The organism is Streptomyces sp. NPDC087215 (assembly GCF_044744885.1).
Classification (GTDB): Bacteria; Actinomycetota; Actinomycetes; order Streptomycetales; family Streptomycetaceae; genus Streptomyces.
In genome coordinates, this window is record NZ_JBIUZD010000008.1 from 185,547 (window position 1) to 208,651 (window position 23,105).

Annotated in this window: 21 protein-coding genes and 1 riboswitch; of the genes, 8 read left to right on the top strand and 13 right to left on the bottom strand. The window is 72.7% G+C overall.

Features of this window, described 5'->3' with window-relative positions:
* Positions 1-28: 28 nt before the first annotated feature.
* The 4 genes from ACIO92_RS21840 to ACIO92_RS21855 all read right to left on the bottom strand — a co-directional run bounded on the left by ACIO92_RS21840 (position 29) and on the right by ACIO92_RS21855 (position 3,566).
* A complete protein-coding gene (locus tag ACIO92_RS21840; protein ID WP_366441040.1) occupies positions 29-814 on the bottom strand; it encodes an ABC transporter ATP-binding protein in 786 nt (261 codons plus the stop codon).
* Complete coding sequence (locus ACIO92_RS21845) at positions 811-1,905, bottom strand: iron ABC transporter permease (protein ID WP_366441039.1); 1,095 nt, start codon at positions 1,903-1,905, stop codon at positions 811-813. Before ACIO92_RS21845 ends, ACIO92_RS21840 begins: the two co-directional genes overlap by 4 nt.
* 10 nt (positions 1,906-1,915) lie before the next feature.
* Complete coding sequence (locus ACIO92_RS21850; RefSeq protein ID WP_366441038.1) at positions 1,916-2,887, bottom strand: ABC transporter substrate-binding protein; 972 nt, start codon at positions 2,885-2,887, stop codon at positions 1,916-1,918.
* Between the two features lie 60 nt (positions 2,888-2,947).
* Positions 2,948-3,019: riboswitch (cobalamin riboswitch) on the bottom strand.
* A 109-nt stretch (positions 3,020-3,128) separates the two neighbouring features.
* Positions 3,129-3,566, bottom strand: coding sequence for a M67 family metallopeptidase (locus ACIO92_RS21855; protein WP_366441037.1), 438 nt, complete (start codon positions 3,564-3,566; stop codon positions 3,129-3,131).
* Between the two features lie 1,003 nt (positions 3,567-4,569).
* Here ACIO92_RS21855 and ACIO92_RS21860 point away from each other — a divergent pair.
* Positions 4,570-4,692, top strand: a complete 123-nt coding sequence (locus ACIO92_RS21860) for a hypothetical protein (protein WP_402282754.1) — start codon at positions 4,570-4,572, stop codon at positions 4,690-4,692.
* A gap of 110 nt (positions 4,693-4,802) precedes the next feature.
* On the opposite strand, the gene ACIO92_RS21865 is transcribed toward ACIO92_RS21860, so the two are convergent.
* From ACIO92_RS21865 to clpS, 3 genes are all read right to left on the bottom strand, one after another.
* Positions 4,803-6,227 carry an amino acid permease gene (locus tag ACIO92_RS21865; protein WP_366441035.1) on the bottom strand — a complete coding sequence of 475 codons (1,425 nt, stop codon included), beginning with the start codon at positions 6,225-6,227 and terminating at the stop codon, positions 4,803-4,805.
* Positions 6,228-6,549: 322 nt separating this feature from the next.
* On the bottom strand, positions 6,550-7,128 hold the full coding sequence (locus tag ACIO92_RS21870) for a DUF2017 domain-containing protein (RefSeq protein ID WP_366441034.1): 579 nt from the start codon (positions 7,126-7,128) through the stop codon (positions 6,550-6,552).
* A complete protein-coding gene (gene clpS, locus ACIO92_RS21875; RefSeq protein ID WP_366441033.1) occupies positions 7,128-7,442 on the bottom strand; it encodes an ATP-dependent Clp protease adapter ClpS in 315 nt (104 codons plus the stop codon). Before clpS ends, ACIO92_RS21870 begins: the two co-directional genes overlap by 1 nt.
* Before the next feature lie 102 nt (positions 7,443-7,544).
* Between clpS and ACIO92_RS21880 the strand changes: the two genes are divergently transcribed.
* Complete coding sequence (locus tag ACIO92_RS21880; protein ID WP_401237281.1) at positions 7,545-8,921, top strand: nicotinate phosphoribosyltransferase; 1,377 nt, start codon at positions 7,545-7,547, stop codon at positions 8,919-8,921.
* 208 nt (positions 8,922-9,129) lie between these two features.
* A complete protein-coding gene (locus ACIO92_RS21885; RefSeq protein ID WP_366441032.1) occupies positions 9,130-9,729 on the top strand; it encodes a nicotinamidase in 600 nt (199 codons plus the stop codon).
* A gap of 166 nt (positions 9,730-9,895) precedes the next feature.
* Here the strand turns inward: ACIO92_RS21885 and ACIO92_RS21890 are convergent, their stop codons facing one another.
* Together ACIO92_RS21890 and ACIO92_RS21895 are read right to left on the bottom strand one after the other, a co-directional pair.
* Complete coding sequence (locus ACIO92_RS21890) at positions 9,896-10,207, bottom strand: hypothetical protein (RefSeq protein ID WP_366441031.1); 312 nt, start codon at positions 10,205-10,207, stop codon at positions 9,896-9,898.
* A gap of 134 nt (positions 10,208-10,341) precedes the next feature.
* Entirely contained in the window at positions 10,342-12,780 is a 2,439-nt protein-coding gene (locus tag ACIO92_RS21895) for an immune inhibitor A domain-containing protein (protein ID WP_366441030.1), read from the bottom strand.
* A gap of 357 nt (positions 12,781-13,137) precedes the next feature.
* On the opposite strand from ACIO92_RS21895, the gene ACIO92_RS21900 reads away from it, so the two are divergent.
* Positions 13,138-13,416: a hypothetical protein gene (locus ACIO92_RS21900; protein WP_401237280.1), complete on the top strand. Its 279-nt coding sequence runs from the start codon at positions 13,138-13,140 to the stop codon at positions 13,414-13,416.
* Positions 13,417-13,432: 16 nt separating this feature from the next.
* On the opposite strand, the gene ACIO92_RS21905 is transcribed toward ACIO92_RS21900, so the two are convergent.
* Both ACIO92_RS21905 and ACIO92_RS21910 read right to left on the bottom strand, forming a co-directional pair.
* The gene (locus tag ACIO92_RS21905; protein ID WP_366441028.1) at positions 13,433-14,170 is read right to left on the bottom strand and encodes an RDD family protein; all 738 of its coding nucleotides are present in this window, start codon (positions 14,168-14,170) and stop codon (positions 13,433-13,435) included.
* Between the two features lie 102 nt (positions 14,171-14,272).
* Positions 14,273-15,841: an RDD family protein gene (locus tag ACIO92_RS21910; RefSeq protein WP_402282749.1), complete on the bottom strand. Its 1,569-nt coding sequence runs from the start codon at positions 15,839-15,841 to the stop codon at positions 14,273-14,275.
* Between the two features lie 679 nt (positions 15,842-16,520).
* Here ACIO92_RS21910 and ACIO92_RS21915 point away from each other — a divergent pair.
* Complete coding sequence (locus tag ACIO92_RS21915) at positions 16,521-17,012, top strand: SsgA family sporulation/cell division regulator (protein ID WP_366441026.1); 492 nt, start codon at positions 16,521-16,523, stop codon at positions 17,010-17,012.
* 94 nt (positions 17,013-17,106) lie between these two features.
* Here ACIO92_RS21915 and ACIO92_RS21920 read toward each other — a convergent pair whose 3' ends face one another.
* A complete protein-coding gene (locus ACIO92_RS21920) occupies positions 17,107-18,501 on the bottom strand; it encodes an FAD-linked oxidase C-terminal domain-containing protein (protein WP_366441025.1) in 1,395 nt (464 codons plus the stop codon).
* Between the two features lie 97 nt (positions 18,502-18,598).
* Between ACIO92_RS21920 and ACIO92_RS21925 the strand changes: the two genes are divergently transcribed.
* Positions 18,599-20,275 (top strand): tetratricopeptide repeat protein, encoded by a 1,677-nt coding sequence (locus ACIO92_RS21925; RefSeq protein ID WP_402058648.1) that lies wholly within the window; start codon positions 18,599-18,601, stop codon positions 20,273-20,275.
* Between the two features lie 291 nt (positions 20,276-20,566).
* Here the strand turns inward: ACIO92_RS21925 and hppD are convergent, their stop codons facing one another.
* Complete coding sequence (hppD, locus tag ACIO92_RS21930; protein WP_366441023.1) at positions 20,567-21,712, bottom strand: 4-hydroxyphenylpyruvate dioxygenase; 1,146 nt, start codon at positions 21,710-21,712, stop codon at positions 20,567-20,569.
* Positions 21,713-21,833: 121 nt separating this feature from the next.
* Here hppD and ACIO92_RS21935 point away from each other — a divergent pair, with 121 nt between their 5' ends.
* Positions 21,834-22,301 (top strand): Lrp/AsnC family transcriptional regulator, encoded by a 468-nt coding sequence (locus ACIO92_RS21935; protein WP_351782826.1) that lies wholly within the window; start codon positions 21,834-21,836, stop codon positions 22,299-22,301.
* 217 nt (positions 22,302-22,518) lie between these two features.
* Entirely contained in the window at positions 22,519-23,100 is a 582-nt protein-coding gene (locus tag ACIO92_RS21940; protein WP_366441022.1) for a winged helix-turn-helix domain-containing protein, read from the top strand.
* Positions 23,101-23,105: the final 5 nt, after the last annotated feature.

Genomic DNA, 23,105 nt, shown 5'->3' on the forward strand with positions numbered 1-23,105 from the left:
TTCCCGGTCCGGGTTCCGGAATGTGATCTCACATGGTGGATGATTCCTGACCGGCTGCCGGACGGTGCTGGTAGAGGACGGTCGGGACGCCGCTCGTGGGGTGCGGGACGACCTCGGCGCGGACCCCGTAGACGGCTTCCAGGAGGGCGGGGGTGAGGACCTCGGCGGGGGTGCCGCCGGTGACGATCCGGCCGCCCTCCAGGACGTAGAGCCGGTCGCAGTACGCCGCCGCCAGGTTGAGGTCGTGGAGGGCGAGGAGGTTGGTGGTGCCCAGGGCGCGGACCAGGGCGAGGACGTCGAGCTGGTGGCGGATGTCCAGGTGGTTGGTGGGTTCGTCGAGGACGAGCAGGTCCGGTTCCTGGACGAGGGCGCGGGCGACGAGGGCGCGCTGGCGTTCGCCGCCGGAGAGGGTGGGGTACGGGCGGTCGGCGAGGTCCGCGAGGCCGACGCGGGCGAGGGCGGTCCCGGCGCGTTCGTGGTCGGCGCCGGTGTCGCCCTCCCAGAAGCGTTTGTGCGGGGAGCGGCCGAGGGCGACGAGTTCGCGGACGGTCAGTTCGAACTCGACGGCGCTGTCCTGGGGGACGGTGGCGACGCGTCGGGCGCGGGCCTTGGGGCCGAGGGCGCGCAGGTCGTCGCCGTCGAGGAGGGCGCGGCCGGCGGTGGGGGTGAGGGTGCCGTAGACGCAGCGCAGGAGGGTGGTCTTGCCGCTGCCGTTGGGGCCGATGAGTCCGACGGTCTCGCCGGGGCGGACGGTGAGGTCGGCGGAGCGGAGCCGGTCCTCGTACGAGAGTCCGTGCAGGCGCAGTCCGGTCACAGGGGGGCTCCTTCCGGGCGGCGGCGCATCAGCCAGAGGAAGAACGGGCCGCCGGTGAGGGCGGTGAGGACGCCGACGGGGATGTCCTGGGGTGCGGCGACGGTCCGGGCCGCGAGGTCGGCGAGGACGAGGGCGAGGGCGCCGCCGAGGGCGGCGACGGGCAGCAGTCTGCGGTGCGGGGCGCCGACGGCGAGCCGGGCGGCGTGCGGGGCCATCAGTCCGACGAAGCCGACGGCGCCGCTGGCGGCGACCATGACGGCGGTGACGAGGGAGGCGAGGACGAAGACGGCGGCGCGGAAGCGGGCGATGTCGAGGCCGAGGACGGTGGCGCTCTCCTCGCCGACGAGGAGGAGGTCGAGGGGGCGGGCGAGGGTGAGGAGGAGTCCGGTGCCGAGGACGAGGACGACGGCGGGCAGGACGAGGGTGTCCCAGCGGGCGCTGCCGAGTCCGCCGAGCGACCAGAACAGGGCTTCCTGGAACTGTTCGGGGCGTCCGCCGACGACCAGGACGAGGGTGGCGAGCGCGGACAGGATGTAGGAGACGGCGACTCCGGCGAGGACGAGCCGGGTGCCGGTCATGGTGCCGCCCCGGCGGGCGAGCCCGTAGACGAGGACGAGGGCGAGGAGGGCTCCGGCGAAGGCTCCGGCGGGCAGGGCGACGGTGGTGGTCACTCCGCCGACGAGGCCGATCCCGCCGCCGACGACCAGGACGAGGACGGCTCCGGCGGAGGCGCCGGAGGAGATGCCGAGGAGGAAGGGGTCGGCGAGCCGGTTGCGGACGAGGGCCTGGAGGACGGCGCCGACGACGGCGAGTCCGGCGCCGACGATGACGCCGAGCAGGACGCGGGGCAGCCGGACGTCGAGGACGATCGTGCGGAACGGGGAGGGGGCGGCCCGGCCGGTGAGGGCGTCGAGGACCTGGCCGGGCGGGACGCGCACGGAGCCGAGCGCCAGGGAGGCCAGGGCGGCGGCGGCGAGCGCGGCGAGGAGGCCGGTGACGACGAGGGCGTGGCGGAGGGGGCGGGCGGGCGCGGGGAGGCCGGGGGCCCCGGCCCGGGGGGTGGCCGGGGCGGGGCGGGCTGCGGTCTTCACGGGGCCGCGGTCAGCGGGCGGGGTGGAGCTGGGCGGCGAGCTTGTCGACGGCGGCGGGGACGCGGACGCCGAGGACGGTGTCGGAGAGCGGCATGACGGCGAACCTGCGGTTCTTGATCGCGGGGACGTCCTTGAGGGCGGGGTCGTCGAGGAGCCGCTTCTTCTTCTGTTCGACGGTGGTGGAGCCGTAGTCGTAGATGACGACGACGTCGGGCTTGCGGGCGACGACCTGTTCCCAGGTGGCGTCGCCGAAGGTCTTGTCGAGGTCGGCGAAGACGTTCCGGCCGCCGGCGCGGGTGATGAGTTCGTTGCCGATGCCCTTGCCGCCCGCGGTGAAGGCGGTCTTGTCGCCGCTGTCGTAGACGAGGACGGAGACCGGCTCGACGCCCTTGAGGCGCTTCTCGGTGGCGGCGAGGGTGGCGCGGGCCTCGCCCACCCAGGTGTCGGCGCGGCCGGTGACGCCGAAGGTGCGGCCGGTCTCGCGGACTTCGCGGTAGAGGTCGTCGACGGAGGTCGAACCGGTGGGGCAGTACTCGGTGTTGAGGCGGGTGGCGATGCCCGCGCGGGCCAGGTCGTCTCGGCTGCGGCCGTCCTTGGCGGAGAAGGCGGAGGAGTAGCCGCCGTAGACGAAGTCGGGGTTCGCGGCGAGCAGGGCCTCCTTGGAGGGGTACTCCTTCGCGAGGACCGGTATGGAGTCGTACGCCTTCTCGTAGGCGGGGAGGACGGCGTCGTCGAGGTAGGCGGTGCCGACGAGCGACTTCTCCAGACCGAGGGCGAGCATGACCTCGGTGACGTGCTGGTTCATGGTGACGGCGCGCTTCGGCGGGGCCTGGTAGGTGCTCTTCACACCGCAGTTGTCGACGGTGTACGGGAATCCCGCGGCGGCCTCGGCGGCCGGGGCGTCCGGTACGGGGGTGGTCGCGCAGGCGGCGAGCAGCGGGACGAGGGCGAGCGCGGGCAGCAGCTTGCGGTGCCGGATCATGACGGAACGTGCCTCCTCCGGGGATTTCCACGTCCCCGACCGGTGCGGGAGGCGGCAGGTCAGTTCCTGGCTTCCGTCCCCGGAGGGGCGGTCACAGTGGCGGGACCGTGCCGGATTCGCACCGGCTTCCTGGGCCCTGCCGCCCGTTGGTCCGGGTCAGTGTCTCATCCGGGCCGGTGCGGCTCGCGGACGGCGCCCACGGGGCCGCCGGGGGGGGCGACGCCCTCGGCGTACGGCGGGCTCAGACGGTCTCGGGCTCGTACGCCTCGACGACCTTGACGTCCTCCTCGGTGACGACGCCGTCGACGATGGTGAAGGAGCGGAACTGGAAGGGGCCCGCGCCGTCGCTGTCGGCGGTGGAGACGAGGACGTAGTGGGCCTGGGGCTCGTTGGCGTAGGTGATGTCCGTGCGGGACGGGTACGCCTCGGTCGCGGTGTGCGAGTGGTAGACGATGACGGGTTCCTCGTCCCGGTCGTCCATCTCGCGGTAGAGCTTGAGCAGGTCCGTGGAGTCGAACTCGTAGAAGGTGGGCGAGCGGGCGGCGTTCAGCATGGGGATGAACCGCTCGGGGCGGCCGGAGCCCGCCGGGCCCGCGACCACGCCGCAGGCCTCGTCGGGGTGGTCCGCGCGGGAGTGTTCCACGATCTGGTCGTACAGGGCCCGGGTGATGGTCAGCATGGCGCCAGGATAAGCGGACGGGCCGCCCCGTACCGAGGGGTGGTACGGGACGATCCGGATGCTGGGACGATGCAGGTCGGGCCGGGTGGGTGGGGAGCGTGTCCCTGGGGGGAGCGGCGCGACGACGCGCTGCGGCAGACCCCCGCTCGGCGTGGGGCGTCACGGACGGTACGGCGAGGGAGACCGGTCGGCCGTGCCGGGGCGGGCCGCCGGGCCTGGACCGGCGGGGTGCCGGGCGGGGACCCCGGGGTCGGCTGCGGTGCGCGCGGTGCTGAGCCAGACGCTGAGGACGTGGGCGCAGTCCCGGTCGGTGAAGGTGAGGCGGAGCGGGCTGCGGACGCGCGGGGTCTCGCGGGCGTGGGCGGCGGCGTCCTCGCTCCCCCGCCCAGTCCCGGAGTCCGTCGGCGCAGTGGGGGCCGGGGGGTGCGGTGCGGTGGGTGCGCGGCGGGAGCCGGTCCATCCGGGCGGGGTCGGGGTCGAGCCGGTCGGCGAGCCGCAGGGCCTCGCCCCGGATCCGGCACGGCACGAGCTCGGGTGAGAAGGTCTCGAACGAGCCCAGGCTGTACGTCGTCGGCAGCCAGGTCCCGGCGACCGGCCCCACCGCGTACACCTCGGCGACGTACGCGGGCGGTATCACCGCCCACGGGCCCGTCACGGCACCCCCTCGGGCCGCCGCGCGGCCACCGTCACGGCCCTTCCCTCCGGACGGGCGTGATCAGCGGGCGGACGCTCGCCCACTCCTCCCCGGTCGGCCGCCGGAGCATACGCGCCGACGCGGGCCACTGCGCGCCACCGCCGGGCGGCGGAGGACGTGGGAGCGTTGCGGGGTGGAACCGGGCAGGTTCTACCTTCGGTGCCTGTCCGCCGTACTGGACGTCCCTCTGGTCTGTCCTTGAGAGCGGGATGAAACGTCGCACGTTCCTGTCCGGCGTGGCCGCGACCGCGACAGCCCCGGTGGTGGCGTGCGGCCGTACGAGCAGACCTCCGACCACGCGGTGCCCTGGTGGCGAACGAACGCGGCGAGGCGGAAGGAGCCGGACCCGCGCGCAGGGCGCTGGGAGCCCTTCCGCCCGAGAAGTACTCGCTCACGCTGCGGATGCTCGTGTCCGAGAACGAATCGGCCTGAGAGCCGAACGGCCCCGCGCCCTCCTGGAGGGGGACGCGGGGCCTCGTCGCGCTCGGGCGGCGTCCCGTCCCCTGTCCGGGGACGGGCCGGGCCGGGCCGAACCGGCGGCTTCAGGCCCGCTTCCTGAAGGCCGCGCCCTCGGGGTCGCGGGACTTCAGGACCAGATAGGCGACGCCGAGCAGGAGGCCCCAGAGCGGGGCGCAGTAGAGGGAGACGCGGGCGCCCTCGTCGAGGCCCATCATCACGATCACCATGCCGATGAAGGCGAGCGCGAACCAACTGGTCCAGGGGGCGCCGGGGGCCTTGAAGGAGGACTGGGGGAGTTCGCCCCGGTTCGCCTTGGCGCGGTAGCGGATCTGGCAGACCAGGATCATGATCCAGGCCCACATGCCGGAGATGGTGGCGAAGGAGACGACGTACTCGAAGGCCTTGCCGGGGGCGATGTAGTTGATCCAGACGCCGACCAGCATGAGCGCGGCGGAGAAGGTGGTGCCGAGGAGCGGGATGCCGTTCTTCGTGAGCTTCGTGAAGGCCTTCGGGCCCTGGCCGTTGAGCGCGAGGTCGCGCAGCATCCGGCCGGTGGAGTACATGCCCGAGTTGCAGGAGGAGAGCGCGGCGGTCAGCACGACGAAGTTGACGATCGCGGCGCCGACGCCGAGGCCCATCTTCTCGAAGGCGGCGACGAACGGGGAGACGCCCGGCTGGAACTCGGTCCACGGGACGACCGACAGGATCATGATCAGCGCGCCGACGTAGAAGACGGCGATGCGCCACGGCACGGTGTTGATGGCCTTGGGCAGGACGGTCTTCGGGTCCTTGGACTCGCCCGCGGTGACGCCGACGAGCTCGACGGCGAGGAAGGCGAACATCACGATCTGGAGGGTCATCAGCGTGGAGCCGACGCCGTTCGGGAAGAAGCCGCCCTGGTTCCACAGGTGGGCGACGGTCGCGGTGTCACCGGCGTCGGAGAAGCCGAGGGTGAGGATGCCCGCGCAGATCAGGATCATCCCGATGATCGCGGTGACCTTCACCATCGAGAACCAGAATTCGATCTCGCCGAACAGCTTCACGGAGATCAGGTTCGCGCCGTAGAGGACCACGGTGAAGACGAGTGCGGAGATCCACTGCGGGATGTCCCACCAGTACGTCATGTAGGTGGCGGCGGCGGTGACCTCGGTGATGCCGGTGACGACCCAGAAGAGCCAGTACGTCCAGCCGGTGACGAAGCCCGCGAAGGGGCCGACGAACTCGCGGGCGTACTCCGAGAAGGAGCCGGACACCGGGCGGTACATGAGGAGCTCGCCGAGGGCCCGCATGATGAAGAAGATGACCAGGCCCGCGACCGCGTACGCGAGGATGAGACTGGGTCCCGCCTTGGCGATGGCCTTGCCCGCGCCGAGGAAGAGACCGGTGCCGATGGCGCCGCCGATCGCGATCATCTGGATCTGCCGGGCGCCGAGGCCACGCTGGTAGCCCTCGCCGCCGCCCACGGACCCGTCGCCGCCGTGCTCCTGGTCGACCTGCACAGAGGTCATGGTGGTGCGCCTTTCTCCATGCCGATCCGCGCGTTCGCGTGTGCGTCCGCCGCGGACCAGTTCCTGATCCCCCCGGATGTGGATGGAGTGCCACCGGCGGTCAGCCGGTCGAAGCGCCCTCGGGAACAGGGGTGGCGTCCCCGAGCGGTCGTGAAGATTTATCACGGGGTGGGACGCGATGGACGGAGTTGCGTGTGACCCGCACCACGGAAAAGAACAGAGGAAAAGGATTCAACACGGCAAAGCGGACGCTCTGATAACGCATTCGTTATCCGGATTTGAGCGTCCGCTGAGCGAACGGAAAGGGTTCTTGCGGCGCCGGCTACGGCATCAGGGTCTCGATGAGTGACTCCTGGAGGGCGCCGAGCCAGAGGTACGCCATCACCATCGGCTTGCGGGGATCGGAGTCCGGCAGCCGGTACAGCCGCTCGCTCTCCTCGTCGTCCGCGACCTCCAGGCGGGTGCCTATGGTCAGCCGGAGGTCGTTGAGCGCGCCGAGCCACGCCCGGGACTCGTCCGGGGTCAGCTCCAGGACCGCCCCGCCCTCGTCCGTGACGGAGAGCCCGTCGAGCGCGCGGATCACGACGAGGGCGTCCTGGCGCTTGCGGGCCCGCAGGTCGTTCTCGGTGAAGCGGCGGAAGTCGGACGCGGCGGACCGCAGCTCCTCGCTCCCGTTCCCGTACGCGTCGGGGAAGAGGCGCCGCAGCGCCGGGTCGGACGGCGGCTCGCTCGGGCCCTCGGCGAACAGCGCGGCCAGCGGGTCGGCGTCCGGCGCGGGCTCGTCGCCCGGCCCGATCAGCTCCATGAGCTGGACCGCGAGGGAACGCAGGATGGAGATCTCGACGTCGTCGAGGGCGACGGAGGCGCCGCCGTCGGGCAGCCGGTCGAAACGCCCGGCCATCAGCCGCGGTCCTGCGAGAGGGTGGCCCACAGCCCGTAGCCGTGCATGGCCTGCACGTCGCGCTCCATCTCCTCGCGGGTGCCGCTGGAGACGACCGCGCGGCCCTTGTGGTGCACGTCGAGCATCAGCTTGTGCGCCTTGTCCTTGGAGTGTCCGAAATAGGCCTGGAAGACATACTCCACATAACTCATCAGATTGACCGGATCATTGTGCACCAGGGTCACCCAGGGCACGTCGGGTTCGACGACCGCGGAGACATCCTCGGCCGATTCCGTACGTTCGATCTCAACAGGCGCGACGCTCACTCCCCCCATGCTGCCACTCCGGAGGGCCCGTCGCACAAACGGATGCACCCATTCCGCCTCTCGCGGACCGGAAATCGTCAGAGTGACGATTTCCGGGTTAGCATCGCTGCCATGAACGCTGCGGACCTTGGGCTGCCGAACGAAGAAGTGCGCGGAACGCGTCCTCGGGAGGGCGGTGGGCGACAGGTGGGCGTGCCGTCGACCGCGCTCTTCACCGACCAGTACGAGCTGACCATGCTCCAGGCGGCCCTCAGGGCCGGGACCGCCGACCGGCGCTCGGTCTTCGAGGTCTTCACCCGGAGGTTGCCCGAGGGGCGGCGCTACGGCGTCCTCGCGGGCGTCGGACGGGTCCTCGACGCCATCGAGAACTTCCGCTTCGACCCCGACCTCCTGGACTTCCTGCGCGAGCGCGGGACCGTCGACGGGCCGACCCTGGAGTGGCTGGCCCGCTACCGCTTCTCCGGCGACGTCCTGGGCTACCCCGAGGGCGAGGTGTACTTCCCCGGCTCCCCGCTGCTGCGCGTCGAGGGCTCCTTCGCCGAGTGCGTGCTCCTGGAGACGGTGATCCTCTCCGTCCTCAACCACGACTCGGCCATCGCCGCAGCCGCCTCCCGCATGTCGGCGGCGGCCGGTGGGCGCCGGCTGATCGAGATGGGGGCCCGGCGCACCCACGAACTGGCGGCCGTCGCCTCCGCCCGCGCCGCCTACGTCGGCGGCTTCGACTCGACCTCGGACCTCGCGGCGGGCTTCCGCTACGGCATCCCGACCGTCGGCACCTCCGCCCACGCCTTCACCCTGCTGCACGACACCGAGCGGGAGGCGTTCCGGGCCCAGGTCGAGACCCTGGGGCGCGGTACGACCCTGCTGGTGGACACCTACGACGTGACCGAGGCCGTGCGGACCGCCGTGGAGGTGGCGGGGCCCGAACTCGGCGCCGTCCGGATCGACTCCGGCGACCTGCTGCTCGTCGCGCACCGGGTGCGGGCGCAGCTGGACGAGCTGGGCGCGCGCGACACCCGGATCGTGGTCACCTCGGACCTGGACGAGTACGCCATCGCCTCGCTGGCGGCGGCGCCGGTCGACGCGTACGGGGTGGGCACGCAGCTGGTCACCGGCAGCGGCCATCCGACCTGCTCCATGGTGTACAAGCTGGTCGCGCGGGCCGCCTCGGCCGATCCGGCGGCGCCGCTGGTCCCGGTCGCCAAGAAGTCGCTGGGCGGCAAGGCGTCGGTCGGCGGGCGCAAGTGGGCGGCCCGGCGGCCGGACGCGGACGGGGTGGCCGAGGCGGAGGTCGTGGGCACCGGGCCGGTGCCCGAGGAGCTGGTGGACCACCAGTTGCTCGTCCCGCTGGTCGTGGGCGGCGAGGTGGTGGCCCGGGAACCCCTGGAGGCCGCCAGGTCCCGGCACCTCGCGGCCCGTGCCGCGCTCCCGATGTCGGCGATGCAGCTGTCCCGGGGCGAGCCGGTGCTGCCGACGGAGTACGTGTGACGGAACGCGGGTGACGGCGTGCGGGCACGGGTGACGGCGTGCGGGCACGGGTGACGGCGTGCGGGTGACGCGCGCCCGCGGGGCCGCTCCCGCCGAGGTCGCCCGGAACGCCCCCTCCCGGCGGGAGGGGGAAGTCTCTAGGCTCGGACCCCTCCCCTTCCCGACGCGCCTTCCCGACGCGCCCTCCCCCAGGACAAGGACACCCGCCATGCAGCGCGCATTGATCGTCGTGGACGTGCAGAACGACTTCTGCGAGGGCGGCAGCCTCGCGGTGACCGGCGGCGCGGACGTCGCCGCCGCCATCACCGACCTGGTCGGCCAGACGGCGGGCTCCTCCTACCGGCAGGTGGTCGCCACCCGTGACCACCACGTCGACCCGGGGGCCCACTTCGCCCCGGCCGGTGAGCAGCCGGACTACGTGACCTCCTGGCCGGTGCACTGCGTGGCCGGTACGGAGGGAGTGGGCTTCCACCCGAACTTCGCTCCGGCGGTCGCCAGCGGGGCGATCGACGCGGTCTTCGACAAGGGCGCCTACTCGGCCGCGTACAGCGGGTTCGAGGGGCGGGACGAGAACGGGCGGACGCTCGCGGAGTGGCTGCGCGAGCGGAACGTCACCGAGGTCGACGTGGTGGGCATCGCCACCGACCACTGTGTCCGGGCGACGGCCCTGGACGCGGCCGGGGAGGGGTTCAGGACCCGGGTGCTGCTCGATCTGACGGCCGGGGTGGCGCGGCCGACGACCGAGCGGGCCCTGGCGGAGCTGCGGGCGGCGGGCGTGGAGCTGACCGGGAAGCCGGTGCTCGGCTGAGGCCGTACCGCTGAGCCGTACCCGCTGAGACGGGGGCGTACCGCCGAGGGGGGCGACACTCCTGAGGGTGGAGCCGTGCCCCTGAGGGGGCGGGGCCGTCCTTGGGGGGGCGGGCCGTCCTTGGGGGGGCGGGGCCGTGTTCCCTGGGAGGACCTCGGGGCCGGGGTCAGGCCGCGGGTTCCCTGGGGAGGGACCGTGCGGGGTGCCAGAGCTCCTGGGCGGTGCCCGGGGCGGATCTCCACAGCAGGCCGTCCGGGTGGTGCAGGACGGCCGTGATCTCGTCCGGGGTGGGCGGCTCGGTGTTGCCGCGCAGATAGACCGCCCGCAGCCCCAGGTTGCGCAGCCTGGTCAGGGCGCGGGCGCGGTTCGCGGCGTGGACGAGGAAGCGCACGGTGGCGCCGTCGCGGGCCGGACTCGGCAGTCCTATCGCCACCACCACGCTGCCTCCCGGCAGCTTGCAGAACCCTCCGTTGGGCATGTTGAACCACTTCCCCCGTGGATCGACTGTCAATAAGGACGGTGACAGGGACCGTCAGACGCACCTAAACACGATCGGCCGCCGCCCGCTAGGGGGCGACGGCCGATCATGGCTTGACCTGGTGCTTTACCGAATTACTTGGTGGAGGGACCCACTCGGACCGTGATCGTCTCGCCGCTCTTCGGCTCCTTGACGACCTCGATCTTGGTGTTGGTGTCAGTTGTCTTGACACCGGCGCGCTTGGTCTCCTCGAACCAGTAGGTGCCCTTGCGGTCGTCGAAGACGGGGTTGCCCGGCTGCGACTTCACCCAGTTGGCGACGTCGTTCTTGTGGAGGAGGATGCTGTCGGTCCGGTACGTGCCGAAGGTGGCGTCGTACGACTGGACGCGGTTGCGCATCAGCGTGCCGTCGGACCACTTCAGCGGCGTCGGGTGGGCGTCGACCGGAAGGATCAGACCGGTGCCCGGGTGGACGGCGGTGTTGTTGTCCTTCTGGGAGAGGTCCCACTTCCAGATGAGCAGACCGTTCTGGTACGGGTAGTGCTCGACCCAGCTGGCCTTGTCACCGGTGAAGCCGAAGTTGTACGGGCCGGTCTTCAGCGTGGTGTCGTAGGAGACGTACTGGCGGTTCTCCGCGATGTAGTACTGCTCGTACTGCTTCGTGAAGCCGTTGCCGATCCGCGAGAAGCCCTTCGAGACCCAGCCGTTGTCGCCGTTCTCGACACCGTCGGAGAAGACGGGGGCGCCGTCGGCCTTGACGGTGATGGCGTCGGCGGTGAAGCCCTTGCCGCCCGCGCCGCCGTCCGTCTGGTAGCGGAAGCGGAGGTCGAACTTCTTGCCCGCGTAGGCGTCGAGGCCGTAGACCAGCGACTTGTGCGTGCCGGAGACGTCGGTCAGCGCCGGGGCGCCGCTGGCGTCGCGCGGGAGCGCCTTGCCGTCGGCGGTGCCGTCGAGGGCGGTCCAGTTGGCGCCGCCGTCGGTGGACACCTCGGCGTAGAGGTAGTCGTAGTCGAGCTCGATGTCGTACCAGCCCTTGAGCTCAAGGGAGGCGGACGTCTTGCCGGTGAGGTCGACCGGGCGGGTCAGGGTGTTCTTGAGGTTGTCGCCCATGCCGCTCCACCACTGCGTGGCGCCTTCGGCGGGCGCGACGACCTCGGTGGGAACCGTCTTCTTCGGCAGCTCGACGATGAGCGCCTGCGGGTTCTTGGTGTTGTACTCGGAGACGCCCAGCTTGTGCGTGGACTTCGTCTGCCGGCCGTCGTTCGACACCTTGGTGTAGTTCAGCCAGCCGAGCTGGAGCTTGTCCCAGGCGGTCATGTCGCCGGGCAGGTCACCGATGGCGTCCTTGCCCTTGCCGAGCCAGGAACCGGACGACATGAGCGTCCAGAAGCCGGTCGAGTTCTCGGCGCCGGGGAGACCGGAGGTGTCGTACAGGTCCGGCAGACCGAGGTCGTGGCCGTACTCGTGCGCGAAGACGCCGAGGCCGCCGTTCTCCGGCTGCATCGTGTAGTCGCCGACCCAGATGCCGGAGTCGCCGATCTGGGTGCCACCGGCCTTGTTGTTGTCGGGGCCGGTCTTGCCCACGTTGGTGCCGTACGCGTACCAGCGGTGCGCCCACAGGGCGTCCCGGCCCTGGGCGCCGCCGCCCGCGGACTCGTCCTCGCCCGCGTGGACGATCTGGAAGTGGTCGATGTACCCGTCGGGCTCGTTGAAGTTGCCGTCGCCGTCGAAGTCGTACCGGTCCCACAGGTCGTACTGCGCCAGGTCGGCCTTGATCTGGGCGTCGGTGCGGCCCTTGGCCTTCTGGTCGGCGGTCCACGCGGTGACACCGTCGCGGACGGCGTCCCAGACGTTGGAGCAGTTGTTGTTGCCGCAGTAGTTCGAGCCGTAACGGGCCTCGTTGTACTCGACCTTGACCCAGTCGGAGACGGCGCCGTCGACCGAGTAACGGCCGGACGAGGTCTTCTCGTAGTAGGTCTTCAGCGACTGCTTGGGCTGTCCCTTGGCGTCCTTGCCGGTGCCGAAGTACAGGTCCTGGAAGTGCTTCTGGTTGTAGTCGGCCTTCCAGTCCGTGGAGTTGTCGTCCTCCCGGTCCGGCTGGGCTATCTGGTTGTGCAGGGGCCCCGGCGTGCCGCCGAACTTCGGCTTCAGGTCCGGGGTGTTGTCGTCCGCGCGGTCGACGAGGGTGGTGTTGTCCACCTTGTCGCCGAACTCGACCAGGATCGTGAAGATCTTGTCGGTCTTCTCACGCCCGAGCTCGACGTACTTCTTGCTGTCGAGCTTGACGACCTGAGAGCCGCCGCGGCGCTCCACCTTCGACTTGCCGTTCAGTACCTGCTCCAGAGCGGCCTTGCGCTGCTGGGCCTGCTGCTGGCTGAACGGGCCGTCGAGATCGTGGTCGACCGTGGTCTTGTCGATCCCGGCGCCGGGCGCCGGGTCATGACGCACGTCGGCCACGTTCACACGGCCGTTGTTGTCCGCCCAAGCGGTGCTGAAGGTCGAGGCGGTCGCGGCGGTAGCCGCCAGCGCCACGACCACTGCGGACGTTCTGATCGCCCGTCGTCTATTGGTCACTTGAAGTTGTCCTCCCCGGCGCCCGCGCCCTCGGACCGAAGGTGGGGTGTCCGTCCGGCGGGGTCGCGCGTCACAAGTGACGACATTCGACCGGAGGGAGACCAGAAAAGACAGATCTTGACTTGCACATACCAACTGCATTATGCGGCAGATGGATTCTGACTATCGGACAGACGGCGGGCCCATGACGATCAAGATCACAGAGAGCGTGCCTCCGTGCGCCCCCCGTGCATCCGCGCCCCGGGTGCGGTCCCGCACGTGCCCGTTCCGCTCGGACACCCACCGTCGGTACAGTCGAACCGGCGTCCGGACACCGGCGCCCAGGCCGAAGCGACCTCCTGAGGGGGCGGTCCCGACATGCAGCGTCCGAACGCCGCACAGCTCGCCTGCGGCACGGCCACCGTCGTCCTCACGACCGTCGCCCTGCTGCTGCTCTCCGGCACGACGAGCACCGCCGGTGTCGCGGCGGCGAGCCTCGCCGGACTGCTGCTCGGACTGTTCGTGGCGGTGACGATGCCCGCGCGGGCGGGCTCCGTCAAGACCCCCGGCACCGTTCTCCCGACCCCGGCGGAGGCACCGGTCCGTGCGCCGGCCGCCCGCGTCGGCGCGGGGGCCGAGACCCGGACCGGTCCCTGACGCTCCGGCCCGGTCCCTACTGCGGCACGGCGACGACCACCGTCTTCGCCGCCTTGTCGTGCAGACCCTGCTTGTAGGGCTTGTCGACCAGGATCAGGATCAGCAGGAGCAGCGGCCACAGACAGGCGCAGCAGATCAGCGCGGGCAGCCACAGGACCACGGCCCGCAGCAGCGACTGGTTCATCGGGGGCGTCGAGCCGTCGTTGAGCATCGCGACCCGGAGCTTCATCAGCTTCTTGCCCACGGTCTGGCCGGTCCTCGCCGTCATCACCGTGTCGTACGCGACGAACGCGACGATCGTGAGCAGCTGGAAGCCCAGCCCCTCACCGCTGCCGAAGCTGTCCTCGGTGGCCCGTCGGTAGATGTCGAACGGGATGCCGATGATCGCCAGCGGAATGGCGATGATCAGCCAGTCGATCACCCGGGCGATGATGCGGCGGCCCGACTCCGCGAGCGGCGGCATCCCGGAGAGCGGATCGCTCCCGCCGTAGGCCCCGCCGCCGTACGGGGAGGACGGCGGCGGTGGCATCCCGCCGTCGTAGGGGGAGCCGCCGGACGACCCGTAGGGAGAACCGTCCGACGGCCCGTACGGGGAACCGCCGGAGGACCCGTACGGGTCACCCGGCGGGGGTCCCTCAGGGGGCGGGCCGGACGGCGGCGGCTGACCGCCGGAGGGCTGCGGGGGCTCCTGCGGCCTCTTGAGGAACGGGTCCTCCTCGGGCGGCTGGCCGGACGGCGGCTGGTCGGTGCTCATGGGGGCAGTGCATCCCGGGCCCGCCGCCCCCGCAAGGAATCACCGCCCGTTCGGGGCGGCCCTCGCCCGGTCGGCCCCTTCCCGGTCCCGCCCGACGCCCCGTCAGCGCGCCACGAACGTACCGGCGGCCTTGTCGTGCCAGCACTGCTTCCACGGACGGTCGAAGAGACACCAGGCCACGTTGAGGACACCGACGACCAGCAGGTTCAGGACCCCGTGGACGAGCCAGCGGCGCAGCGAGGCGCCGAAGCCCGGCGGCTCGTGGCCCTCGATGTCCCGCACCGAGATCCCGCACAGCTTCTTGCCGAGGGTGCGGCCCCAGCGGGCCGTGGGCACCACCTCGTAGAGGACGCCGAGGACGAGCAGCGCGGCCAGCGCGATGCCGAACTGGACCGAGGTCGTCGAGTCCACGAGCCAGACCTGGACGGTGACACCGGACTGCTTCGCCTCCTCGATCTTGCCGTCGATGTGGTCGAGCGCGGCGGTCACGAACGGGAGGGCGGCGGCGCCGGAGAGCCCGCCCAGGACGATCGTGTCGATCACCCGGGCGAGCAGCCGCCGCCCGAGCGGGGCGGGCCGGGCCGAGGCCTGCGCGCGGGCCGCCCGGGTGAACACGTCCTCGACGGGCGGCTTCCAGGGCGCGACCGGCTGCTGCTCCTGCGGCGGGGCCTGCCGCTCCCAGGCCGGCGCCCCGGGAGCCACCCGCGTCTGCTGCGGCACGGCCGGAGGACCGGGGTGCGCGGACGCGGGCGCCGGGTTCGGCGGTACGGGGGCGGGGGCCGGGGCGGCCGTCTGCCGGGGCGGGGCCGCCGAGGGCACCGGCACGGGGGCCGAGCCCTGCGGAACGGGGGTGGAGGCCTGCGGGCCGGGGGCCGGGCCGGGATGTACGGGGGCGGGCGTCGGGGCCGGGGTGACGGGCATCCCGCCGAGCCGGGAGGCGCCCCCGGGGGTCCTCGGGTCCGCCACGGGCGCGGGGGCCACGGGCTCGCCGCCGCCCGCGACCGGCCAGTCCGCCGGGGTCCTGGGGTCGGCCGTGGCGGGCCGGGGCGCGCCCCAGGAGACCCGCTGGTCCCGGTCGCCGCCGAAGCCGGTCTGCCGGGAGGAGTCCGCCTGCCAGGCCGGGGCGGGCCCGGGGTAGGGCTCGGGGTCCTCGTCGAGGAAGACGGGGCCGGTCTCCTCCACGGCGGGCACGGGGGCGGGGGCCGGGACGGGCCGCTGCCGGGCGGGGACGGGGATCTGGGCGGGGAGCCGGGGCGGGGCGGCGGCGGAGGGCCGGTCGGGCCCGGGGGGCTGGGCGGCCGGGCCCTGGCCGTGCGCGGGGAGCTGGGGCGGGAGCGGGGTGCCCCGCTCGGCGGGGGCGGGGTTCCAGGCCGGTTCGGGGGCCGGATTCCGGTCCCTCGTCGGTGCCGTCGGTGCCGTCGCGGCGGGCGCGACGGGCTCCGGTCGTCCGGCCGCGACCGGGGTGACGGCCGGGCCCGACGCCAGGACCGGACCGGCCGGGGCCGCACCGGCGGGCGGGTGCGGCGGGGCCTCGCCGTCCCCGGGCGCGGGGCGGCTCGTGCCGGGCACCCAGGCGCCCCCGCTCCAGTACCGGATGTACCCGGGAATGGACGGGTCCGGGTAGTACCCCGCCTGCGGTACCTCGCCGCCGCCTCCAGGAGGAGTAGCCACTGCCCCGACTCCGTTCAGTCACAACGCCTTTGGTCCGCGCGGCCGCGTGCCGGGCGTGCCGCGCCCAAGGAGGACAGTAACGAAGAACGCCCCCCGGGGAACAAGGAGCCCGCGAGAAAGGCCGCCTTCGGGGGGACGGACCCCGGAATCGGTCACTCAGCGTGATGTTCGGGGCGGCACATGGGGCGGGTGGGACCGTGACCGGGGTCGTATCGGGGACGCATCGGGGACGGGCGGGAACGGATCAGGGATCGGGTCGGGGTCGGTCAGGGGATCGGTCAGGGGTGGACCGGAGGTCGGACCGGAGCCGCGCCACGGTCTCGTGCCGGTCGGGGCCGTGGCGGAGGTCGGGCCGGGGGCCGGACCAGGGCCGTACGGAAGGCCGGAAAAGGAGCCGGGGAAGCCCCCGGTCGGGGTCGGCTCGGGAGCCCGGTCAGGGTCAGGACGGGGGCCCGGTCAGGGTCAGGACGGGGGCCCGGTCAGGGGCAGGACGGGGGCCCGGCAAGAGGCTGCGCGGGAGCCCGGCAGGACGCGGGGCGAGGGGCTGGGAAGAGGCCCGGCGGGACGCGGGGAAAACTTCTCGGAAAAAACTTCCCGAAGTCGCGTAATGAAGCGCGCTCACCCCGCTCTCTCCTGGTGAAGGCCCGTCCGGGGCCGGTCCACGCGAGGGAGCACGACCATGCAGAACACCCACCACACCACCGTCGAGCGCGAGCTGGAGCTGAAGCTGGTCCTCTCCCCCGAGCGGGCCGTCCCGGTGCCCGCCCGGCTGGCCTACCGCACCGACGACCCGTACGCCGTCCACATCACCTTCCACATCGGCACGGAACACCCGGTCAACTGGACCTTCGCCCGCGAACTGCTCGTCGAGGGCGTCTTCCGGGCCTGCGGGCACGGCGACGTCCGCATCTGGCCGACCAAGGTCGACGGGCGGGGCGTCGTCCTGATGGCGCTCTCCTCCCCCGACGGCGACGCCCTCCTGGAGGCCCCGTCCGCGCAGGTGTCCGCCTGGCTGGAGCGGACCCTGCGCGCGGTGCCGCCGGGCACCGAGTCGGAGCACCTCGGCATCGACGAGGGGCTCGCCGAGCTGCTCTCCGCCACCGTGATCGCCGACGAGCTGTGGCTGCGCGACCCGTGGCCGTCGGACGAGTCGCAGGACGGCGAGCTGTGACCCCCGTAGGGGGGACGCGGGACGGCGAGCCGCCGTCCCCGTACGGAATCCGGGACGGCGAGCCGTCATCCCCCTACGGGACTCGGGAGCGGGCTCAGAACAGCTTTCCGGGGTTGAGCAGTCCCAGCGGGTCGAAGGTCGCCTTGATGCCCCGCTGGAGCTCCAGGCCGACCGGGCCCAGTTCGCGCGCCAGCCACTCCTTCTTGAGGACGCCCACGCCGTGCTCGCCGGTGATCGTGCCGCCGAGCGCGAGCCCGAGCGCCATGATCTCGTCGAAGGACTCGCGGGCCCGCCGCGACTCGTCCTCGTCGGTGTGGTCGAAGCAGACCACGGGATGCGTGTTGCCGTCGCCCGCGTGCGCGCAGACACCGATGGTCAGGCCGTACTTCTCCGCGACCGCCGCCGTCCCGGCGAGCATCTCGGCGAGCCGGGTGCGGGGCACGCACACGTCGTCGATCATCGTCGCGGACTTGATCGTCTCCAGGGCCGTGAGGGAGAGCCTGCGGGCCTGGAGGAGGAGTTCGGACTCGGCCGCGTCCGCCGCCGGGACGACCTCGGTGGCGCCCGCCGCCGTGCACAGCTCCCCCACGGCGGCCAGATCGGCGGCCGGGTCCGGAGTGTCGAAGGCGCACAGGAGCAGCGCCTCCGTGCTGTCGGGCAGCCCCATCCGCGCCATCGCGTTGACCGCCCGGACCGTGGTGCCGTCCATGAGTTCGAGGAGCGACGGGGTGTGACCGCGCTCCATGATCGCGCAGACGGCCTCGCAGGCGGCGGCGGCCGAGGGGAACTCGGCGGCGAGCGCCAGCTGGACGGGCGGCTGCGGCCGGAGCGCCAGCACGGCCCCGACGACGATCCCGAGGCTGCCCTCCGAACCGACGAAGAGCCTGGTCAGGTCATAGCCCGCGACCCCCTTGGCGGTGCGCCGCCCGGTGGTCAGGAGCCGCCCGTCGGCCAGCACCACGTCGAGCCCGAGGACGTACTCGGCGGTCACCCCGTACTTCACGCAGCACAGGCCGCCGGAGGCGGTGCCGATGTTCCCGCCGATGGTGCAGGTCTCCCAGCTGGAGGGGTCCGGCGGGTAGTACAGGCCGTGCTCGGCGACGGCCCGTGAGAGGACCGCGTTGACGACACCCGGCTCGACGACGGCGATCCGGTCGACCGGACTGATCTCCAGGATGCGGTCCATCCTGACCAGGGAGAGCACGATGCAGCCTTCGGTGGCGTTGGCGCCGCCGGACAGACCGGTACGGGCCCCCTGGGGGACGACCGGCACCCGGAGTCCGGTCGCGGTGCGCATGACGTGCCGCACCTGCTCGACCGTGCGCGGGAGCACCACGGCCGCGGGGGCTCCGGCGGCGCAGAAGCTCGCCATGTCGCGGGAGTAGGAGGCCATGACGTCCGGGTCGGTGAGCACCGCTCCCTCGGGCAGCCCGGCGCGCAGGCGCTCGTGGAGCCGCGAGCGGAGGTCGTCCTGCTGAAGATCGTCCATGTCTCCAGCGTGGCACCCGGGGCCATCGGTGTGAACCCGCCGGAGCGGGCGCATCGTGTGCTCTTCATACAGCCGCGGCGGGTTCACAGTGAGCGCCATGAAGACCCAGAACGTGTCGAGGACGGTCCTGGTGGCCGGGGCGGGCGCGGTGCTCGCGGCGACGGCCCTGCTGTACGTCCCCGAACTCCTCGGTCAGGACCCGCCGCCCCCGCCGGGACCGGCGGAGCGGGCGGCCATCGCGGCCCACGCGGGCGCCCCCGCCTCGCTCCCCGACCTCGCCGCGCTGATCTCCGACCGGGAGAAGTGGCTGCGCGACCACCCCGACGACGACTCCTCCTGGGCCCGGCTCGGCGCGGCGTACACGGAACGGGGCACCCGGCTGGGGGACGTACGGGACTATCCGCGGGCCGATCGGGCGCTGCGCCGCTCGCTCGCCGAACGGCCCGCCACGAGCGGCAATCTGGACGCGCAGCTGGGGCTCGGGGCGCTCGCGGGGGCGCGGGGCGACTGGCGGGCGGCGAAGGAGTGGGGCGAGCGGGTCCGGAAGGCGGACCCGAAGCGGTGGCCCGTCTACCCGGTCCTGATCGACGCGTACAACGGCCTGGGGGACCACAAGGCCGCCCGGAAGGCCGTGGAGAGCCTGGAGGGGCTGCACTCGGGCGCGATGGTGCGCGGGCTCGCCGCGCAGAACTACCGCGACCGGGGCTGGCGGGAGGACGCCGACGCGGCGGCGCTGGCCGCGGCGGCGCTCGCGCGGACCGACGCCGAGAAGACTCCGGCGCTGGTCCGGCTGGGCGATCTGGCGTGGGAGCGGGGCGAGCCGGAGGAGGCGGTGGAGCGGTACGGGGCGGCGCTGCGGCTCGTACCGGACCACGCCCCCGCGCTGGCGGGCCGGGCGCGGGCGCTGGCGGCGCTGGGGCGCGGGGACGAGGCGCTGCGCGACTGGCGGGTGGCGCTGGCCCGGCTGCCGCTGCCGGAGTACCTCCTCGACGCGGGCGAACTGCACGAGGCGCTCGGTCTCGACGGGGACGCGCGGGCCCTGTACGAGCGGCTGCGGACGAGCGCTCCGCCGTCGGCCGAGGTGTCGCTGGTGCTGCTCGAAGCGGACCACGGCGACCCGGTGGCGGCGGCGGCGCGGATGCGGGCGGAGTGGGCGCGCGGGCACCGCTCGCTGCGGGCGACGGACGCGATGGCGTGGGCGCTCTTCCGGTCGGGGCAGACCCAGGAGGCCCTGGGGTACGCGAAGCTGGCCACCGAGGAGGGGCTGCGGAGCGCGCTGTTCGCGTACCACCGGGGTGAGATCGAGCGGGCCCTGGGTCTGGAGGGACAGGCCCGCCGTCATCTGGCGGAGGCGCTGCGGATCAACCCGGCGTTCTCGCCGCTGCTGGCCCCGAGGGCGGCGGAGGCGCTCACGGAGCTGGGCGAGCCCTCCGACGAACTCCCCCGCGAACTCCGCCCGAGGGAACCGGTGAGGTCGCGCGGTACGGATTCGTCCTCGGGTACGGGGACGGGTTCGTCTCCCGGTAGGGGGACGCGGCCGGAGAAGCCCTCGGGTGCCGGGCGGTCCTCGTCCGCGTCGCCGGAGGCGGCCCCGGGAAGGGGCTCGGGCACGGGCCGCGGCACGGGAGCCCCTTCGGGCAAGCCGACGGAGCGGGCGCCGGAGCGCGCGGAGAAGCCCGAACGGACGGAGAAGCCCGAGCGGACGGAGCGGACGGAGAAGCCCGCCGGGAGCCCGTCCGGGAACTCCGGCGAGCGGCCGGGCGGGCGGGGATAGCGCGGGCGGCCGACCGCGTCGCGCGGGTACGGGTACGGGCCGGTTCGGCCGACGTACGCGCGCGTGGGCGTGCCCCGTACGGACGCGTGGCAGGGGCCGTACGGACCCGGGTGGGGTCTCCGTACGGCCCCGGGCGAAGTCCCTCAAGGGCCCGGGACGGGGTCTCCGTAAGGGATGCCGGGGTGGGGTCCGGGGAGTGTGCCCCGGACCCCACCCCGGCCCCGCGCCCGCGTCCATGTCCGCGCCCGCGTCCATGTCCGCGTCCGCGTCCGCGTCCGCGTCCGGTCTGGACTACAGGTTGCCGCGCTTCTCCTGCTCGCGCTCGATCGCCTCGAACAGGGCCTTGAAGTTGCCCTTGCCGAAGCCCATGGAGCCGTGGCGCTCGATCATCTCGAAGAAGACGGTCGGGCGGTCCTGCACCGGCTTGGTGAAGATCTGCAGCAGGTAGCCGTCCTCGTCGCGGTCGACGAGGATCTTCAGCTCGCGCAGGGTCTCGACCGGCACCCGGGTCTCCCCGGCCCACTCGCCGAGGGTGTCGTAGTACGAGTCGGGGGTGTCGAGGAAGGTGACGCCCGCGGCCCGCATCGCGCGCACGGAGGCCACGATGTCGTTGGTGGCGAGGGCGATGTGCTGGACGCCCGCGCCGCCGTAGAACTCCAGGTACTCGTCGATCTGCGACTTCTTCTTCGCGATCGCGGGCTCGTTGATCGGGAACTTCACCTTGAGGGTGCCGTCCGCGACGACCTTGGACATCAGGGCCGAGTACTCGGTCGCGATGTCGTCGCCCACGAACTCCTTCATGTTCGTGAAGCCCATGACCTTGTTGTAGAAGCCGACCCACTCGTTCATCCGGCCGAGCTCGACGTTGCCCACGCAGTGGTCGATGGCCTGGAAGAGGCGCTTGGCCGGGGGCTCGACGATCGGGGCGGCGGGGACGTAGCCCGGGAGGTACGGGCCGTCGTAGCCGGAGCGCTCGACGAGGGTGTGGCGGGTCGTGCCGTAGGTGGCGATGGCGGCGAGGACGACGGTGCCGTGCTCGTCCTTCACCTCGTGGGGCTCGACGAGGCCGGTGGCGCCGTGCTCGACGGCGTAGGCGTACGCGGCGCGCGCGTCCGGCACCTCGATGGCCAGGTCGACGACGCCGTCGCCGTGCTCGGCGACGTGGTCGGCGAGGAAGCGGCCGTGGTCGGTGGAGACCTTGATGACGGAGGTGAACACGAAACGGGCGGAGCCGTTGGTGAGGACGTAGCTGGCGGTCTCCCGGCTGCCGCTCTCCGGTCCGGAGTAGGCGACGAGCTTCATGCCGAAGGCCGTGGAGTAGTAGTGGGCGGCCTGCTTGGCGTTGCCGACGGCGAAGACGACCGCGTCCATTCCCTTCACGGGGAAGGGATCGGCCTGCCGCGCCGTGGAGGGGGTGTGCTCGATGGTCTCAGTCATACGAGCAATGTCCCGCTGCCCGGCAAGGTGCGCAAGAGTTTGCTGTTCCTCTGGTCATCCTGTACAGGGAACGACGAGTATGGCCGGACGACTTGTACATCCTGACCATGGGGAGACCGCTGTGGCGATCGATCATCTGGACGGCAGGCTGATCGTGCTCCTGGCGCGCGAGCCGCGCATCGGCGTCCTGGAGGCGTCCCGGCGCCTCGGAGTGGCCCGGGGCACGGCGCAGGCGCGGCTCGACCGGCTCCGGGCCAGCGGGGTGATCAGGGGGTTCGGGCCCCAGGTGGACCCGGCGGCGCTCGGCTATCCGGTGACGGCGTTCGCCACCCTGGAGATCAAGCAGGGGCAGGGCGCGGACGTCCGGGAGCATCTGGCGACGGTCCCGGAGGTGCTGGAGCTGCACACGACCACGGGCCACGGCGACATGCTCTGCCGGCTGGTCGCCCGCTCCAACGCGGACCTCCAGCGGGTGATCGACAAGGTGGTGGCGTTCGAGGGGATCGTCCGGGCGTCCACGGCGATCGTGATGGAGAACCCGGTGCCGCTGCGGATCATCCCGCTGGTGGAGCAGGCGGCGCGGGAGTAGGGGCGCCGGGGGACGACGGACCCCCCGGCGCGGGCCGCTCGCCCCCGGGCGGGCGGCTAGCCCCCGGGCGGGCGGCCGGCCCCCGGGCGGGCGGCCGGCCCCCGGGCGGGCGGCAGGCGCGCGTACCCGCGCGGGCGAGGGGCGCCGGAAGAGCCTTGCAAAGAAGTCGTTGCAAAAAACCCTTGCAACGACTTCTTTGCAACTCTACGCTGAGGCCATGCCCGAGCCCGAGGAATTCGTCAGCCGCTCGCTCGACCCCCGCTCCCTGCGCGGGATCGCCCACCCCCTGCGCATCCAGCTGCTGCGCGCGCTGCGCCACTACGGCCCCGCCACCGCCTCCCAACTCGCCGAGCGGCTCGGCGAGTCCAGCGGCGCCACCAGCTACCACCTGCGCCAGCTCGCCGCGCACGGCTTCGTCGAGGACGACCCGACGCGCGGCAAGGGCCGGGAGCGCTGGTGGAAGGCCGCCCACCAGGGGACCAGCTTCGACGAGGAGCTGTACAAGAACCCCGACCCCGAGGTGCAGGGCGCGCTCGACGTCGTCATGCACGAGGTCGCCACCATCCACACCCAGGAGCTCTCGACCTGGTTCGCGACCCGCCACACCTGGGACGAGTCCTGGTACGGCGCCGCCGACATGAGCGACTTCACCCTGCACCTGCCGCCCGACCGGCTGCGCGAACTGAGCGCGAAGCTGCACGAGTTGATCGACCAGTACCGCGCCGCCGCCGACACCGACGCGCCCGGCGCCGCGCGCGTACGGATGCATCTGCACGCGTTCCCGCAGCACGAGGAGTGACGGCG

Coding starts and splice junctions, on each gene's coding strand:
- ACIO92_RS21850 (WP_366441038.1), bottom strand. CDS start 2,887: ATGATCCGGCACCGCAAGCTGCTGCCCGCGCTCGCCCTCGTCCCGCTG.
- ACIO92_RS21855 (WP_366441037.1), bottom strand. CDS start 3,566: ATGCTGACCATCACCCGGGCCCTGTACGACCAGATCGTGGAACACTCC.
- ACIO92_RS21865 (WP_366441035.1), bottom strand. CDS start 6,227: ATGACCTCTGTGCAGGTCGACCAGGAGCACGGCGGCGACGGGTCCGTG.
- ACIO92_RS21870 (WP_366441034.1), bottom strand. CDS start 7,128: ATGGCCGGGCGTTTCGACCGGCTGCCCGACGGCGGCGCCTCCGTCGCC.
- clpS (WP_366441033.1), bottom strand. CDS start 7,442: ATGGGGGGAGTGAGCGTCGCGCCTGTTGAGATCGAACGTACGGAATCG.
- ACIO92_RS21880 (WP_401237281.1), top strand. CDS start 7,545: ATGAACGCTGCGGACCTTGGGCTGCCGAACGAAGAAGTGCGCGGAACG.
- ACIO92_RS21885 (WP_366441032.1), top strand. CDS start 9,130: ATGCAGCGCGCATTGATCGTCGTGGACGTGCAGAACGACTTCTGCGAG.
- ACIO92_RS21890 (WP_366441031.1), bottom strand. CDS start 10,207: ATGCCCAACGGAGGGTTCTGCAAGCTGCCGGGAGGCAGCGTGGTGGTG.
- ACIO92_RS21900 (WP_401237280.1), top strand. CDS start 13,138: ATGCAGCGTCCGAACGCCGCACAGCTCGCCTGCGGCACGGCCACCGTC.
- ACIO92_RS21905 (WP_366441028.1), bottom strand. CDS start 14,170: ATGAGCACCGACCAGCCGCCGTCCGGCCAGCCGCCCGAGGAGGACCCG.
- ACIO92_RS21915 (WP_366441026.1), top strand. CDS start 16,521: ATGCAGAACACCCACCACACCACCGTCGAGCGCGAGCTGGAGCTGAAG.
- ACIO92_RS21920 (WP_366441025.1), bottom strand. CDS start 18,501: ATGGACGATCTTCAGCAGGACGACCTCCGCTCGCGGCTCCACGAGCGC.
- ACIO92_RS21925 (WP_402058648.1), top strand. CDS start 18,599: ATGAAGACCCAGAACGTGTCGAGGACGGTCCTGGTGGCCGGGGCGGGC.
- hppD (WP_366441023.1), bottom strand. CDS start 21,712: ATGACTGAGACCATCGAGCACACCCCCTCCACGGCGCGGCAGGCCGAT.
- ACIO92_RS21940 (WP_366441022.1), top strand. CDS start 22,519: ATGCCCGAGCCCGAGGAATTCGTCAGCCGCTCGCTCGACCCCCGCTCC.